14 protein-coding genes are annotated in these 15,290 nt (G+C 54.1%); 13 read left to right on the top strand and 1 reads right to left on the bottom strand.

Annotated features, from left to right (window positions below):
* Nucleotides 1-178: 178 nt before the first annotated feature.
* The 11 genes from EVJ22_RS04490 to rnc all read left to right on the top strand — a co-directional run bounded on the left by EVJ22_RS04490 (nucleotide 179) and on the right by rnc (nucleotide 10,330).
* The gene (locus tag EVJ22_RS04490) at nucleotides 179-541 is read left to right on the top strand and encodes an Asp23/Gls24 family envelope stress response protein (protein ID WP_016509701.1); all 363 of its coding nucleotides are present in this window, start codon (nucleotides 179-181) and stop codon (nucleotides 539-541) included.
* A 22-nt stretch (nucleotides 542-563) separates the two neighbouring features.
* On the top strand, nucleotides 564-2,240 hold the full coding sequence (locus tag EVJ22_RS04485) for a DAK2 domain-containing protein (protein WP_199749308.1): 1,677 nt from the start codon (nucleotides 564-566) through the stop codon (nucleotides 2,238-2,240).
* Nucleotides 2,241-2,303: 63 nt separating this feature from the next.
* Nucleotides 2,304-2,966, top strand: a complete 663-nt coding sequence (gene sdaAB / locus EVJ22_RS04480; protein ID WP_131443366.1) for an L-serine ammonia-lyase, iron-sulfur-dependent subunit beta — start codon at nucleotides 2,304-2,306, stop codon at nucleotides 2,964-2,966.
* Between the two features lie 12 nt (nucleotides 2,967-2,978).
* Nucleotides 2,979-3,866: an L-serine ammonia-lyase, iron-sulfur-dependent, subunit alpha gene (gene sdaAA, locus EVJ22_RS04475; RefSeq protein WP_070327520.1), complete on the top strand. Its 888-nt coding sequence runs from the start codon at nucleotides 2,979-2,981 to the stop codon at nucleotides 3,864-3,866.
* The gene (recG, locus tag EVJ22_RS04470) at nucleotides 3,853-5,883 is read left to right on the top strand and encodes an ATP-dependent DNA helicase RecG (protein ID WP_131443364.1); all 2,031 of its coding nucleotides are present in this window, start codon (nucleotides 3,853-3,855) and stop codon (nucleotides 5,881-5,883) included. Before sdaAA ends, recG begins: the two co-directional genes overlap by 14 nt.
* Before the next feature lie 85 nt (nucleotides 5,884-5,968).
* Entirely contained in the window at nucleotides 5,969-6,538 is a 570-nt protein-coding gene (gene fapR / locus EVJ22_RS04465) for a transcription factor FapR (RefSeq protein ID WP_016509712.1), read from the top strand.
* The gene (gene plsX, locus EVJ22_RS04460; RefSeq protein ID WP_070327518.1) at nucleotides 6,535-7,524 is read left to right on the top strand and encodes a phosphate acyltransferase PlsX; all 990 of its coding nucleotides are present in this window, start codon (nucleotides 6,535-6,537) and stop codon (nucleotides 7,522-7,524) included. Before fapR ends, plsX begins: the two co-directional genes overlap by 4 nt.
* Before the next feature lie 18 nt (nucleotides 7,525-7,542).
* A complete protein-coding gene (gene fabD, locus EVJ22_RS04455) occupies nucleotides 7,543-8,460 on the top strand; it encodes an ACP S-malonyltransferase (RefSeq protein ID WP_131443361.1) in 918 nt (305 codons plus the stop codon).
* Nucleotides 8,453-9,193, top strand: coding sequence for a 3-oxoacyl-[acyl-carrier-protein] reductase (fabG, locus tag EVJ22_RS04450; RefSeq protein ID WP_131443359.1), 741 nt, complete (start codon nucleotides 8,453-8,455; stop codon nucleotides 9,191-9,193). Before fabD ends, fabG begins: the two co-directional genes overlap by 8 nt.
* Nucleotides 9,194-9,252: 59 nt before the next feature.
* A complete protein-coding gene (acpP, locus tag EVJ22_RS04445; RefSeq protein WP_016509693.1) occupies nucleotides 9,253-9,492 on the top strand; it encodes an acyl carrier protein in 240 nt (79 codons plus the stop codon).
* A 121-nt stretch (nucleotides 9,493-9,613) separates the two neighbouring features.
* On the top strand, nucleotides 9,614-10,330 hold the full coding sequence (gene rnc, locus EVJ22_RS04440; protein WP_070327951.1) for a ribonuclease III: 717 nt from the start codon (nucleotides 9,614-9,616) through the stop codon (nucleotides 10,328-10,330).
* A gap of 37 nt (nucleotides 10,331-10,367) precedes the next feature.
* Here the strand turns inward: rnc and EVJ22_RS04435 are convergent, their stop codons facing one another.
* The gene (locus EVJ22_RS04435; protein ID WP_016509709.1) at nucleotides 10,368-10,562 is read right to left on the bottom strand and encodes a DUF1128 family protein; all 195 of its coding nucleotides are present in this window, start codon (nucleotides 10,560-10,562) and stop codon (nucleotides 10,368-10,370) included.
* 115 nt (nucleotides 10,563-10,677) lie between these two features.
* On the opposite strand from EVJ22_RS04435, the gene smc reads away from it, so the two are divergent.
* Nucleotides 10,678-14,235 carry a chromosome segregation protein SMC gene (smc, locus tag EVJ22_RS04430; RefSeq protein WP_233589599.1) on the top strand — a complete coding sequence of 1,186 codons (3,558 nt, stop codon included), beginning with the start codon at nucleotides 10,678-10,680 and terminating at the stop codon, nucleotides 14,233-14,235.
* Nucleotides 14,232-15,233 carry a signal recognition particle-docking protein FtsY gene (gene ftsY / locus EVJ22_RS04425; protein ID WP_070327514.1) on the top strand — a complete coding sequence of 334 codons (1,002 nt, stop codon included), beginning with the start codon at nucleotides 14,232-14,234 and terminating at the stop codon, nucleotides 15,231-15,233. The genes smc and ftsY overlap by 4 nt, the downstream gene beginning before the upstream one ends.
* Nucleotides 15,234-15,290: the final 57 nt, after the last annotated feature.

The raw sequence follows: 15,290 nt of genomic DNA, 5'->3' as shown, positions 1-15,290 counted from the left end.
GCAACTAGAAAATAACCGGATGACAAGAAAAAAACTTGACATTACGGATGAGGATTTTAATAATGAATGAGGGTTGCGGTTACAATTGACCGAGTTTAGGGGCATGTCCTTTTAATAACTAGGTACTTATTGTAGAATATACTGTAGGAATCATTCCGAATAAAGGAGGCTACTCCATATGGCAATTGAAATGAAGACAACATATGGCAATATTGATATCACGAACGACGTGGTCGCGACACTCGCGGGCGGTGCGGCGATGGAATGTTTCGGCGTCGTAGGAATGGCGTCACAAGCTCAACTGAAAGACGGGATCGCAGAACTGCTCAAACGTGAGAACTATGCGCGTGGCGTTGTCGTACGTCAAGATGGAGAAGACGTACATATCGATATGCACATCATCGTGAGCTACGGGACGAAAGTGTCAGAAGTCGCGTACAACGTGCAAAGTCGTGTGAAATACACGCTCGGTGAAACTTTAGGATTAAACGTTTCGTCGGTAAATATATTCGTACAAGGCGTTCGTCTGACGAATGACTGACGAGAACGAAGGAGGATTTGGTGTGGGGTTAAAACGTTTAGATGGATTGGTGTTTGCGCAAATGGTCGCAAACGGTGCAGCCAACTTGAGCCAAAATGCAGATTACGTGGATTCGCTTAACGTCTTCCCGGTCCCAGACGGCGACACGGGAACGAACATGAATTTGACGATGACTTCAGGTGCGAAGGAAGTGGCCGCACTCGATACGGCGAACATCGCTGACGTGTCATCGAAGTTTGCCCGCGGCCTACTTATGGGGGCCCGTGGGAATTCGGGTGTTATTTTAAGCCAATTATTCCGTGGTTTCGGTAAATCGATCGAAGGAAAGACAGAATTGTCGACACTCGACTTTGCCGAGGCACTCAAACGTGGCGTCGACACGGCATACAAGGCGGTTATGAAACCGGTTGAAGGAACGATTTTGACGGTTGCTCGTGAAGCGGCCGACGAAGCGCTCCGTGCCTCTGAGTCGACGAGCGACTTCAATGAGTTCATGGAGCAAGTGATCACGGAAGCGAAAGCTTCGCTCGAGCGGACACCTGATTTGTTGCCGGTCTTAAAAGAAGTCGGTGTCGTCGACTCAGGCGGTCAAGGTCTCCTCGTCATCTATGAAGGGTTCCTCGCGAGCCTTGAAGGGAAAGAGCTCGAGAAGCCGCACGCACCGGTCATGGATGCCCTCGTTGAGGCAGAACACCATGCTGCGCAAGGTTTCATGTCGACGGAAGATATCGAATTTGGATATTGCACGGAGATCATGGTCCGTTTCCAAGACGAAAAGTTGAAACAGACTCCGTTCGATGAGGACGTGTTCCGTAACGAGCTGTCTGAACTCGGCGACTCGCTCCTTGTCGTCGCCGACGAAGAGTTGCTCAAAGTCCACGTTCACGTCGAGACGCCGGGCGACGTCATCACGAAAGGACAACGTTTTGGTGAGCTTGTCGCGGTCAAGATCGAGAACATGCGTCAACAGCATTCGACGATTCTTGAAGAAGAGCACGGTGCCAACCAGCACGGCGTTCAGGCGACTGCCGTCAAAGCGAAAGTGCCTTACGCGATCGTCACTGTCGCCATGGGTGAAGGTGTCAGTGAACTGTTCCGTTCGCTCGGTGCCGCACATGTCATCGAAGGCGGGCAGACGATGAACCCGTCTACGGAAGACATCGTCAAAGCGATTGAAGCGGCGAACGCCGAGCACGTCTTCATCTTCCCGAACAACTCGAACATCATCATGGCCGCTGAGCAAGCGGCATCGGTCGCACCTTGCGGCGTCTCGGTCATTCCGACGAAGACGGTACCACAAGGACTAGCGGCTGCCATCGCGTTCAATCCTGAAGCGGATGTCGAGACGAACGAGTCGGTCATGAAGACGGCCGCAACTACAGTCAAGTCAGGACAAGTGACTTACGCTGTCCGTGACACGAGTATCGACGGTGTCGAGATTCGTAAAGATGATCATATGGCGATTGCCGAGAAGAAAATCGTCGCATCATCAAAATCGAGTCTAGAAGCGGCAAAAGCGCTCGTAGATGCACTCGTAGACGCGGATGATGAGATTGTCACGATCTTGACGGGCGAAGGTTCGTCGGCGGAAGACGTCGCAGCACTCTCGGCTTACATCGAATCGAAGAACGATGAGATTGAAATCGAAGTTCATGACGGTAAACAACCGCTCTACTCCTACATTTTTAGTGTGGAATAAGCTGTATCTCAGCCCTGCCTTCTGTATAATGAAGGTAGGGTTTTTTTGAAAGGGGGAAATGCGATGAAATATCGCAGTGTGTTTGATATTATCGGACCGGTCATGGTCGGACCATCGAGTTCGCATACGGCCGGAGCCGCACGCATCGGTCTTATGGCCGGCAAACTGTTCGGCCGAACGCCGGACCTCGCGCGGATCACGTTTTACGGGTCGTTCGCCGACACGTATCGAGGTCACGGGACAGACGTCGCCATCGTCGGAGGCATCATGGGATTCGATACGTTCGATCTTCGCATCCCGCAAGCGCTCGACATCGCGAAAGAGCGGGGAATCAAAGTCGTCTTTGAGACGAGCGACGCGCTCACGGATCATCCGAACACGGCCCGGGTTCATCTCGAGGACGCGGAGGGGATGTTTGAGATCGTTGGGATCTCGATTGGCGGTGGCACGATTGAAATCACCGAATTGAACGGATTCCCGCTCAAGCTTTCCGGCGGTGGACCGGCACTCGTCGTCTTGCATCACGATCGCTTCGGGGCGATCGCGGCCGTGACGGGCATACTCGCCAAGCACGAACTGAACATCGGGCATATGGAAGTGAGCCGTCATGAAAAAGGCAAGCAAGCCTTGATGGCGATTGAAATGGATGAACCGATGCCAAAAGATGTATTAGCGGAACTGGAACGGTTACCTCAAATCGAACGGGTAGCTATCTTTGGGGAATAAGGAGAAACGACTATGTTTAAATCAGTAGAAGAATTAGTACGGACGGCAACGGAACGAAACATCCCGATCTCTGAAGTGATGATCGAGCAAGAAGTCCACGTCAGACGCTCGACACGAGAAGAGGTCATGGCGATGATGGAACGTAACCTTGAAGTGATGGAAGAAGCGGTCGAGCGGGCGATGCAAGGCGTGACGTCTGTGACGGGGCTGACTGGGAATGACGCCGTGCTCATGCAAGACTATGTCCGGTCGGGCAAATCACTTGCCGGTGACTTGATTTTAGATGCCGTCGCCAAAGCAATCGGCACGAACGAAGTGAATGCGGCGATGGGACGGATTTGCGCGACACCGACGGCGGGGAGCGCCGGGGTCGTACCGGGGACGCTATTTGCGGTCAAGGACCGTCTCGAGATGGACCGCGATGCGATGATTCGGTATTTGTTCACCTCGGGCGCGTTCGGATTCGTCGTCGCGAACAACGCCTCGATTTCGGGTGCGGCCGGAGGCTGTCAGGCCGAAGTCGGTTCCGCGACCGGTATGGCTGCAGCAGCCATTGTCGAAGCGGCCGGCGGGACGCCGGAACAGTCGGCGACGGCGTTTGCGATCGCCTTGAAAAACATGCTCGGGCTCGTCTGCGATCCGGTAGCGGGTCTCGTCGAAGTCCCTTGCGTCAAACGAAACGCTATGGGTGGAGCGAACGCGGTCGTCGCGGCTGATATGGCGCTCGCCGGCATCACGTCCCGCATCCCGTGCGATGAAGTCATCTCAGCGATGTACGAGATTGGTCAAATGATGCCGACCGCCTTGAAAGAGACGGCGCGGGGCGGACTCGCCAACACACCGACAGCACGTCGGATCGAACGCAATATTTTTGGAGAGAAAGAAAATGCCAAACAGTGACGCGTTGACGACGCTCCGAGGGGTCGGGCCAGAGATGGCCAAAAAACTAGAGACGATGGGTCTCGAACGAATCGAGGACGTGCTAGAGCACGTCCCGTTTCGTTATGAAAATTATAACAGCGGCACCGTGACGACGGCAGTCCACGGGGACCTCGTCAAATGGAGTGGGACCGTTCAAGCGGAACCGCTCGTCCGCTATTATAGTAAAGGTAAAAATCGACTTCAGTTCCGGCTGTTGTTAGAAGAGCGCTACGTCGTCCATGTGACGATGTTCAACCGCGCTTTCTATAAAGACAAACTGGCGCTTGGTGCGACGGTGACGGTCAAAGGGAAATGGGACATGAACCGGATGACGATCAGCGCGACCGATCTCGAGTTCGGTGAGCTTGCGGACGGGTTACAGCCGATCTATTCGCTTCGAGCCGGATTGACGCAAAAGAATTTCAGTCGAATCGTCAAACTCGCCTTCGATCAGACGACGACGTTTGAGGACCGGCTGCCGGAATCCATCCGCTTGCGTTACCGCTTGGAGGACCGGGCGTCGATGCTCAGAGGGATGCATTTCCCTGATTCGATCGACATGTACAAACAAGCGCGCCGCAGTTATGTGTACGAAGAATGCCTGCTCTATCAATTAAAGCTTCAGGCGTTTCGAAAGATGGAGCGTTCCGGGAAAGGAAGGGCGCTCACGCTCGAAAAAACGCAACTGAACGAGTTCGTCAAGCGGCTCGCCTTCCCGTTGACGGGTGCACAGACGCGCGTCATTCGTGAGATCGTGAGTGATATCGAGAAGCCCGAACGCATGAATCGCCTGTTGCAAGGGGATGTCGGGAGCGGGAAGACAGTCGTTGCCGCGATCGCCTTGTATGCGACAGTGAACGCGGGTTACCAAGGCGCGCTCATGGTGCCGACCGAAATTTTGGCCGAGCAGCACGTCGCTTCGCTTGAACAACTGTTCGAGCCGTACGGGATCCGTGTCGCCTTATTGACGAGTTCGGTCAAAGGGAAGGCGCGCGCTACGTTGCTCGAAGCAATCAAAGCGGGTGACGTCGACATCATCGTCGGCACGCACGCCTTGATTCAAGGGCCGGTTGAGTTTTCGCGTCTGCACTTGGCGATCACAGACGAGCAACACCGGTTCGGCGTCGAGCAGCGGAAGATGTTACGAGACAAGGCCGATCTTGCGGACGTCTTGTATATGACGGCGACGCCGATTCCGCGGACGCTCGCGATCAGCGCGTTCGGGGAGATGGATGTGTCGACGATCGATGAGATGCCGGCCGGCCGGAAGCCGATCGAGACGTATTGGGCGAAAACGGATCAAATCGACCGGGTGCATACGATGGTCGAGCGCGAACTGTCACTCGGACGTCAAGCGTACGTCATCGCGCCATTGATCGAGGAATCCGATACGCTCGAAGTCGAGAGTGCCACCGAGTTGTATCATTTACTCAACGAGCGATTCCCGAACTATGCGGTCGGACTCATGCACGGAAAACTGTCGAGTGCCGAGAAAGATGAAGTGATGAAGGCGTTCGCTGACAACTCCCTGCAAATTCTCGTGTCGACGACGGTCGTCGAGGTCGGGGTGAACGTGCCGAACGCCTCGCTCATCGTGATCCACGATGCGGAACGGTTCGGTTTGGCCCAGCTCCATCAGTTACGGGGGCGCGTCGGTCGAGGCGCACATCAATCTTATTGTATATTAGTAGGAGACCCGAAGTCTGATGTCGGTAAGCTCCGCTTGAAGACGATGACGGAGACGAACGACGGATTCATGTTAGCGGAAAAAGATTTAGAACTCCGCGGCGCCGGCGACTTCTTTGGGACAGCCCAAAGCGGGTTGCCGAGTTTCCGTGTCGCCGACCCGGTGCTCGACCTCAAAGTGATGGAAGTAGCGATGCAAGACGCCGTCCGCTTGCTCGGCAGCGAGACGTTTTGGCAGGAGTCCTCGTACAGACCGCTGCGTCAATACTTGAAGCGACTCGACTTACTTGTCGGTGAAAGGTTAGAATAACACTTGAAAATTAAAACTAAAGAATATATACTGCTATTAGTACCAGGTATTAAGTTCTTTAGGGAAGAGTTTAGGAGGGAACTGAATGCGGGTACCTAAGAAGGAGCGGCAACGCTTACTGCAAGAAACGATTGAACATAACCCGTTCATTAAAGACGACGAGCTGTCGAAGCAGTTCGCCGTCAGCATTCAAACGATCCGTCTCGATCGGATGGAGCTTAAAATTCCTGAAGTCCGGGAACGGATCAAGCATGTTGCTTCGGAGCACCTCGATGAAGTGAAGTCGCTCGCAATGAGCGAGGTCATCGGTGATATGATTGACTTGAAACTCGACGAATCGGCCATCTCGGTTCTCGACATGGAAAGAGAACACGTCTTTAGCCGCAATGAGATCGCCCGTGGACACGTCTTGTTCGCTCAGGCCAACTCGTTAGCGGTGGCGCTCATCGACGACGAACTGGCGTTGACCACTAAAGCGGAAATCCGGTTTAGTCGCCAAGTTCATCTCGGAGAGCGAGTCGTTGCCAAGGCTCGTGTTGTCAAACTGCGTCGAGACGGACGGACGGACGTCTCAGTGGATAGTTATGTCGGCGAAGAGTGTGTCTTTAGCGGAGACTTCACGATTTATCGTCGCGGTGAGGAGGAACAAGTATGAAGTTAGCAATTGATGCAATGGGTGGGGATCATGCCCCAAAAGCAATCGTGGACGGCGTAAAACAATTTGCTGAAAGTTTTCCGGACGAGCAGATGGAACTGTTTCTAGTCGGTGATGGAGTGAAGCTTGCATCCTACGGGTTGACCGACCCGCGGATTACAATCGTTCCTGCGAGCGAAGTCATCACAGGCGAAGATGAACCGGTCCGGGCGGTTCGCCGGAAAAAAGACAGCTCGCTCGTCGTAGCGGCTCAGCTCGTCAAAGACGGGAAAGCAGATGGACTCGTATCGGCCGGGAACACCGGGGCGCTCATGGCGGTTTCGCTTTTTGTCATCGGTCGGATTCCTGGAATCGAACGTCCGGCACTGTCGCCAACGTTCCCTACATATACGGGTAGCGGTGTCGTCGTCTTAGATGTCGGGGCCAATCCGGACGCTAAGGCAGAACATTTGGTTGATTACGCGATCATGGGTTCGCTATACGCCGAGCACGTCCGCGGCATCAAGCGCCCACGTGTCGCACTCCTAAACATTGGGACGGAGGCTGGGAAAGGAAACGCGCTGACGAAAGAAGCGTTCCCCCTCCTCGAACAGGCTCCGGTCCACTTCGTCGGAAACGTCGAGGCCCGCGAGGCGATGTCAGGTGACGTCGATGTCATCGTGACAGAAGGATTTGCCGGAAACATTTTGTTGAAAGGTGTGGAGGGTGCTTCGTCAATGCTCATGAAAATGTTGAAAGAACAGTTCACGAGCGATATTGTCTCGAAGCTTGCGGCTCTCGTCTTAAAACCGAAACTGAAAAACTTGAAACAAACATTAGATTATCGTGAGCAAGGTGGTGCGGGCTTGTTCGGAATCAACGCTCCCGTCATCAAAGCGCACGGGTCGAGTGACGCACTAGCCATCATGAGTGCGCTCAAACAGGCGAAAATCATGGTTGACCATGATGTCGTCGCGAAGATCAAACAAGCGAAAGCAACAGACTAACGTAAAGAAGGTGAGTACATGAGAGAAGCGTGGATATTTCCCGGCCAAGGGTCACAAACAGTCGGTATGGGTCAAACGTTCTTAGACGATCCTGAACAGATGCAAGCGATTGATCGTCGAATCGGATTTGATTTGCTCGACGTCATGGCGGCCGGATCAAAAGAAGAGCTTCAACAAACGGAAGTCGCACAACCTGCCATCGTGGCGCACGCGGCGCTGCTCGCGCTCGCACACGGGAAGACCGGTGCCAAACCGGACGTCGTGATTGGCCATAGTGTCGGTGAGTATGCGGCACTCGTCGTCGCGGGCGTCATCGATCTCGAAGAAGCGTGTGTGCTCGTACGTGAGCGCGGTAAGCTCATGTCCGAGGTGAAGGACGGAACGATGGCAGCGGTCATCGGCATGACCGATGTCGCAGAAGCGTTCCACTTGACCGAGAAGATCAGTGCCAGCGGAAACCTTGTACAAATCGCCAATTACAACTGTCCGGGCCAGTTCGTCATTTCGGGTCACGTCGACGCGGTCAAACAAGCAGAGACAGACTTAAAACAGGCTGGGGCGAAACGCGTGTTGCCGCTAGACGTGTCAGGCGCGTTTCATAGCTCGTATATGATGCCTGCTGCGACACGGTTTAAAGATGTGCTCGCATCGTCACCGTTCAAAGATGCGACGATTGGGATCATTTCGAACGTCGACGCGGCGATCCATACTGACGCCGAGAAACTAAAAGCTCTTCTCACCGAGCAACTGTACGCCTCGGTCCGGTTTGAGGACTGTGTGCGGAAAGCGATTGCTGAGGGGGTCGATACGTTCATCGAGTTCGGTTCGACGTCACCGTTGTCCGGGCTCATCAAACGAATCGATAAAAACGTAACACTTAAACAAGTGACGACGTTAGAAGAGGTTGCAGCGTTAGGGGGAGAAGTGCGTGCATGACCAAGTAGCAATCGTGACGGGTGCGTCCCGGGGTATCGGGGCCGCCATCGCGAAGCGTTTAGGGGAAGACGGCTTTCGAGTCGTCGTCAATTACTCGGGTAGTGTCGAGCAAGCAAAAGCAGTCGTTGCAGCCATTGAAGCGGCGGGCAGCGAGGCGATCGCCGTCAAAGCGGACGTCTCGAACGCTGACGATGTGAAAGCACTCGTCAAGACGGCAGTCGATACGTTCGGCCGTTTGGATTGCCTCGTCAACAACGCCGGGATCACACGAGACGGTCTGCTCATGCGCATGAAAGAGACCGACTTTGACGATGTGCTCGCGACGAACTTGAAAGGCGCGTTCTTGACGTCGCAAGCGGCGACGCGTCCGCTCCTCAAGTCGAAATCAGGGCGCATCATCAACATCGCCTCGGTCGTCGGAATCACGGGGAACGCCGGACAAGCGAACTATGCGGCAGCGAAAGCTGGACTCATCGGACTCACAAAATCGGTGGCGCGCGAGCTCGCGGCCCGTCACGTGACGGTGAACGCGGTCTGTCCAGGCTTTATCGAGACCGACATGACCGGTGCGTTGACAGACGCGCAGCGCGAAGCGACGCTCGGACAAATTCCGTTCAATCGCTTCGGCCGAGTCGAAGACGTGGCGAGCATCGTCTCGTTTCTCGCGTCAAGCGAGGCCGCTTACGTGACCGGGCAGACAATCGCCGTCGACGGCGGCATGACGATGGCGTAAAAACAGAACTTTACCAATTGTAGTACATTTAATATAATTTACTTTGGAGGGATTTTATCATGACAAAAGAACAAATCTTAGTAGACGTACAAGCAGCAGTAGCAGAGAAACTCGGGAAAGACGTTTCTGAAATCACAGCCGAAAAATCATTTAAAGACGACCTCGGTGCGGACTCGCTCGAAGTGATGGAAATGGTCATGGACCTTGAAGACAAGTTCGATATCACAATCGAAGACGAAGATGCCGAGAAGCTTGCAACTGTGGGCGACGTCGTGTCTTACATCGAAACAAAATTGTAATCAAGCCTCCCACCGCTCATTATGAGCGGTGGGCTTGTGCTTATACACGGAGGGACTTATGACAAAGGATAAGCGACGGTTCGACCGTCAAGGGTCGGCGCAAAGACGCCGACGAAATGAAGTGGAGCGAGCACGCATCGTGGAGAAGTTCACGTCACTCGAGGAACGACTTGGTGTGAAATTTACGAACCAAGAACTGTTAATGCAGGCGTTCACCCATTCATCATATGTCAATGAACAACGCGGTTTGAAAAAAGACAATGAACGGTTAGAGTTTTTAGGAGACGCGGTGCTCGAGTTGACAGTGTCCCGGTTTTTATATGAGACGTATCCGGAGCGCTCCGAGGGGGAATTAACGAAGTTACGGGCGGCCATCGTTTGTGAGCCATCGCTCGTGAACTTTGCCGAAGCCTACGCTTTCTCTGATTTTATCTTGCTTGGAAAAGGGGAAGAGCTGACGGGCGGACGGAAACGTCCCGCGTTACTCGCCGATGTGTTCGAATCATACATCGCCGCCCTCTACCTTGACCAAGGGATCGAACCAGTAGAACAGTTCCTCGCCGAAGCGGTTTTTCCGAAAGTCTTAGCCGGTGTGTTTGAAGAGCAGACCGATTATAAGAGTCAACTTCAAGAGAGTGTACAGCGCGAAGGGCTCGGCCCGGTCACGTATACGATCATCGAAGAACGCGGTCCGGCCCACAGCCGTGAATTCGTCTCCCACGCTCGTCTCAGTGACGATATCGTCGGCGAAGGGATCGGTCGTTCGAAGAAAGAAGCCGAGCAGATCGCGGCTAAAGAAGCGTTGATCGAATTCAATCGGCGGTACGCCGGCCTATAAAAAAAGGAGTGGACCCGCGCGGGTCCACTCCTTTTGGTTACGTCAATTGGCCAAGTTCTTCGACGAGACCGTCGACTTCAGAGATCGAGAGTGATGACCGGTTCATCACGTAGTCGTAAATCTCTTTCACGGCCGATGCATCGGCTTTGTTATATTCTTCCGCCTTGATCGCACCGCGGTTGATGATGTTCATTTTATCGAGGATTTCCTCGATCATTTGTTCATTCGTCATGTGTAGTACCCCTTTCTACAGTTCTTTTTAGAATAGCATGATTCTAGCATTTTGACGAACTAGCAACTGTGGTAAAATAAACGAATGAATGCTTACTTAGGATAGGATGGTCACGATGCACTTAAAACGAATCGAACTCGCTGGCTTTAAATCGTTTGCCAAGCGGATTGAACTAGATTTCCGTCCCGGCGTGACAGCCGTGGTTGGACCGAACGGGAGCGGGAAATCAAATATATCGGACGCTGTTCGCTGGGTACTCGGCGAACAGTCGGCCAAATCGCTCCGTGGGGCGAAAATGGAAGATGTCATCTTTGCCGGTAGCGAAGGCGAGAACCACCGCAACGTCGCCGAAGTGACGCTCGTTTTAGATAATAGCGATGCGCACTTGCGCCTGCCGTATGAAGAAGTGAGCGTGACGAGACGCGTGACGCGCAGTGGCGACAGCGACTATTTCATGAATAAAAAGCCGTGCCGCCTGAAAGACGTCATCGACTTGTTCATGGATACGGGTTTGTCCCGTGACGCGTTTGCGATCATCGGGCAAGGACGGGTCGAACAAGTCATCTCGGGTAAACCGGAAGATCGCCGCGCCGTCATTGAAGAAGCGGCCGGCGTGTTGAAGTACCGCCAACGCAAAAAACAAGCGGAACGAAAGTTGCAAGACACCGAGCTGAACTTGTCGCGCGTCGACGATATCTTATATGAACTTGCCGACCGGGTCGAACCGCTTCGTGAACAAGCGGCACTCGCTCGAGAGTTCCAAGTCGCCAAGGCGCGGCATGACGACCTCGAGACCGGGATTCTCGGTGCCGAGATCACCGAGCTCAAGGCGAAAATCACTTTCGCCACAACACAACAGACGGCAGCAGAAGAACAGTTACGCAACCAAGAAGCGGCGCTGAACGCGCTCGTCACCGAACGGGCCGCGCTCGAGGAAACATTGACCGAGCATCGGGCCGTCCTCGAGACGCTCCATCAGGATGAGCGTCTTCAAGCGACTGAGCTCGAACGGCTCTCAGGAGATATTAAACTCGCCAAAGCGCGAGAAGAACACGGAGCAGAGACGAAAGAACGACTCGAGCGCCAACGCGCGGAGTTGGTCGAAGAGACAGAGCAATTGCAGTCGCGATTGTCGGTCGCTCAAACGGACAAAGCCTTGAAGTCAGAAGCGTTGCAGGCCGTTGAGACGACACGTGACGAGCTCGCGCGGAAGCTTACGGCGGCGACTCGCGATTTCAACGCGGAGATCGAACAGCTTCAAAGTGAAGCGTTCGAACTAGCAACGACACGAGCCACGCTCAGCAACCAACAGAAACGGGAACGACGTGACATCGAACAGGCAGAGGAAGCGAAAGCACGTCTCTTGCGTGAGAACAAGGACCGGCTTGATGTTCGAACCGAACAGACCGCCTCGCTCGATGCAAACCGAGATCGTCTTGAAGCGGTACGTACGGCTTGGCAGGAACTGTTGGCCGAAGAAGAGGCATTGGTCGCTAAGGAAGTCGCGCTCCGAGAAAAGTTGTCGCGAGCCGAACAATCGTATCATGACCTCGACCGGCGCCGTCAAAAGACCGAAGACCGGATCGACATGTTAGAGCGGATGAAGCAATCATACGAAGGGTATTTCCATGCCGTCAAATTCGTATTGAAAGACCGTGCGAGCGGCGTGCTCGGAGCAGTTGCAGAGCTGATTCAAGTGCTCCCATCATATGAGGCCGCCATCGAGACGGCACTCGGTCAAACGCAACAACACGTCGTCGTCGAAGATGAAGCGGTCGGACGCCGTGAGATCGACAAGTTGCGCCGGGCTAATGCCGGGCGGGCTACGTTCGTCCCGATGACGACGGTGAAAGAGCGCTTTATCCCGAGCGAGGTCGCCCATCGTCTCGAGGCGATGGACGGCTTCGTCGGCATCGCATCGGACCTCGTGACGACGGAACCTTTGTTTGACAAATTGAAACGGTCCTTGCTCGGGGCCGTCATCGTGGCCAAGACGCTCGAGGTCGCGAACCGGATCGCTCAGACGACGGGCTATCGCTACCGGATCGTCACGCTCGACGGCGATATCGTCAACGTCGGTGGTTCGATGACAGGGGGGAGCCGGAAACAAGGCGTCGCCCTGTTCACCCAGTCAAGAGAGCTCGATGATTTGAAACAAGGATTGACGCAAGGGTTGGCCATGCTGCACGAACAGCAGCTTCGTGTGACGGAGTATGAAGCGGAGACAAGTCGTCTCAAACAGTCGCTCCACACGCTCAGAACACGGAAACGGCAAGAGGAAGAGACGCTCCGGGCGTTAGAGACCTCGTTCCGGGAATTAGAGCGGACGACCCAGGACGCGAAAGCGCAACTCGAACTGTTCGATCACGAGATGAATCGCTATACGCATACGATTGAAACATCTTCGGCAGAATTGACGCGCCTCGCAAGTGAACTCGAGGCGACGGAAGTTTTGCAGACGTCGCTGCGGACAGAGCTCGAGCAGTTGCGTGCGGAGCAGGCGAAAGGCGCGGAGACGACGGGGCAATTGCAAGAGGCAATCCGTCTAAACGAGCTCGACCTGCAACGTCATACGCTTGACCTGGATCGGGTGAATACGGAAGTCGAACGGCTCGTTGCCGAAGTCGACAAACAGACGACCCGACTCGATCAAATCAAACACGAACTAGAGCGGCTCGAAAGCGGACGGATCGTCTCATCCGCGGAACTTCGAATCGAGCATGACGGGGCGACGGAGCAGATGAAAGTGTTGAAAGGGCGAATTGAAGCGCAGTCGCAAGCGCTGAAAACAGAGGAAGAGACACACCGTATCCTCAGACAGCGTGAGCAGCAGGCGACGGACGTTCGCCGCCAATTCGAGGCCGACGTCCGTAAGCTTGAAACTGAGGCGAATGAACTCGAGTTGAAACAGCAGTGGAAACTAGACGCCCTCGAAGAACGTGGACTCGTCTACGACCTGCTCCCGGTATTATCGATCCCGCTCGACGAGGCGAAAGAAGAGTTCAAGTTGCTCGTCCGTCAAATCGAGGAGATCGGACCGGTCAACTTGAGTGCGATCGAAGAGTTTGAACTCGTCAATGAACGGTTCACGTTCTTGTCTGAACAGCGAGACGATCTCGTCAATGCGAAACAGGACCTGTACGACGTCATCTCCGAAATGGACCGAGAAGTGACACGGTTGTTCAACGAGACGTATGCGACCGTCCGCACGCATTTCAAACAGACGTTCAAAGAACTGTTCGGAGGCGGCGAGGCCGACCTTAAACTCGTCGATGCGACTGATTTATTAAACACAGGGATCGATATCGTCGCCAAACCGCCCGGCAAAAAGTTACAGACGTTAAGTCTGTTGTCTGGTGGCGAACGGGCACTGACCGCGATCGCGCTCTTATTTGCGATTTTAAAGACGCGCCCTGTCCCGTTCTGCGTGCTCGACGAGGTCGAAGCGGCGCTCGACGAGGCGAACGTCCACCGGTTCGGTGAATACGTCCGCACGTTGTCGATCGATACACAGTTCGTCATCATCACCCACCGTAAAGGGACGATGGAGGCGGCCGACACGCTCTATGGCGTGACGATGCAACAAAACGGTGTCTCGGAGGTACTTTCGGTCGAATTATCAGAAGCGAAACGTGTCGTCGAGACAGATGAAGAGATGGAGGAATTAACTTGAGTTTTTTTAAAAAATTAAAAGATAAATTGACGACCTCGACCCAAGAGGTGTCGCAAAAGTTTACAGACGGGTTGACGAAAACACGTGACGGGTTCGCGAGCGCCGTCAACGACCTCGTCTATCGGTTCCGTGAAGTCGATGAGGACTTCTTCGATGAACTTGAAGATTTGCTCATCCAGGCGGACGTCGGTGTGACGACGACGATGGACCTCGTCGAAGATTTAAAAGAAGAAGTGAAGCGTCGCAATTTGAAAGACCCGGTCGCCGTCCGCGACGCCCTCGTCGAAGTCGTGGCGAAACGTCTACAAGAAGACGAGTCAGACCGCGAGTTGAACATGCAGGACGGGTTGACCGTCATCTTGTTCGTCGGTGTGAACGGTGTCGGCAAGACGACGACAATCGGAAAGCTCGCCCATCAGTTGAAAGCAGAAGGTCGTTCGGTCATGCTTGCGGCGGGCGATACGTTCCGGGCCGGCGCGATCGACCAGCTGCAAGTATGGGGTGAACGTGCCGGTGTCCCTGTCATTCGCCAAGCGGAAGGTTCAGACCCGGCCGCGGTCGTGTTTGATGCTGTCCAAGCCGCGAAATCCCGCGGTGTCGACGTCTTGATTTGCGATACGGCAGGACGACTCCAAAACAAGGTCAACTTGATGAAGGAGCTCGAGAAAGTGAAACGGGTCATCGAGCGCGAAGTGCCAAACGGACCGCACGAAGTCTTGCTCGCGTTAGACGCGACGACGGGACAGAACGCGATGCTTCAAGCGAAGGCGTTTCAGGAAGCGACGAACGTGAGCGGGATCGTGCTCACGAAGTTAGACGGGACGGCCAAAGGCGGCATCGTCCTCGCAATCAGAAACGAGCTCGATATTCCGGTCAAATACGTCGGTCTCGGTGAAAAAATTGATGATTTACAGGCGTTCGACCCAGAGCAGTTCGTCCTCGGACTATTCGGTGACGTATTTGAAGAAAAAAACCAGACAAACGATGACCTCGCCTAACTTTCACTGTTAAGAAAAAAACTTGACAAGACGTTAGGACGGCTGTACTATTGTTAG

This window comes from Exiguobacterium sp. SH0S7, from assembly GCF_004337195.1.
In the GTDB taxonomy this organism is placed as follows: Bacteria; Bacillota; Bacilli; order Exiguobacteriales; family Exiguobacteriaceae; genus Exiguobacterium; species Exiguobacterium aurantiacum_A.
This window is presented reverse-complemented; position numbering and strand designations above follow the sequence as displayed.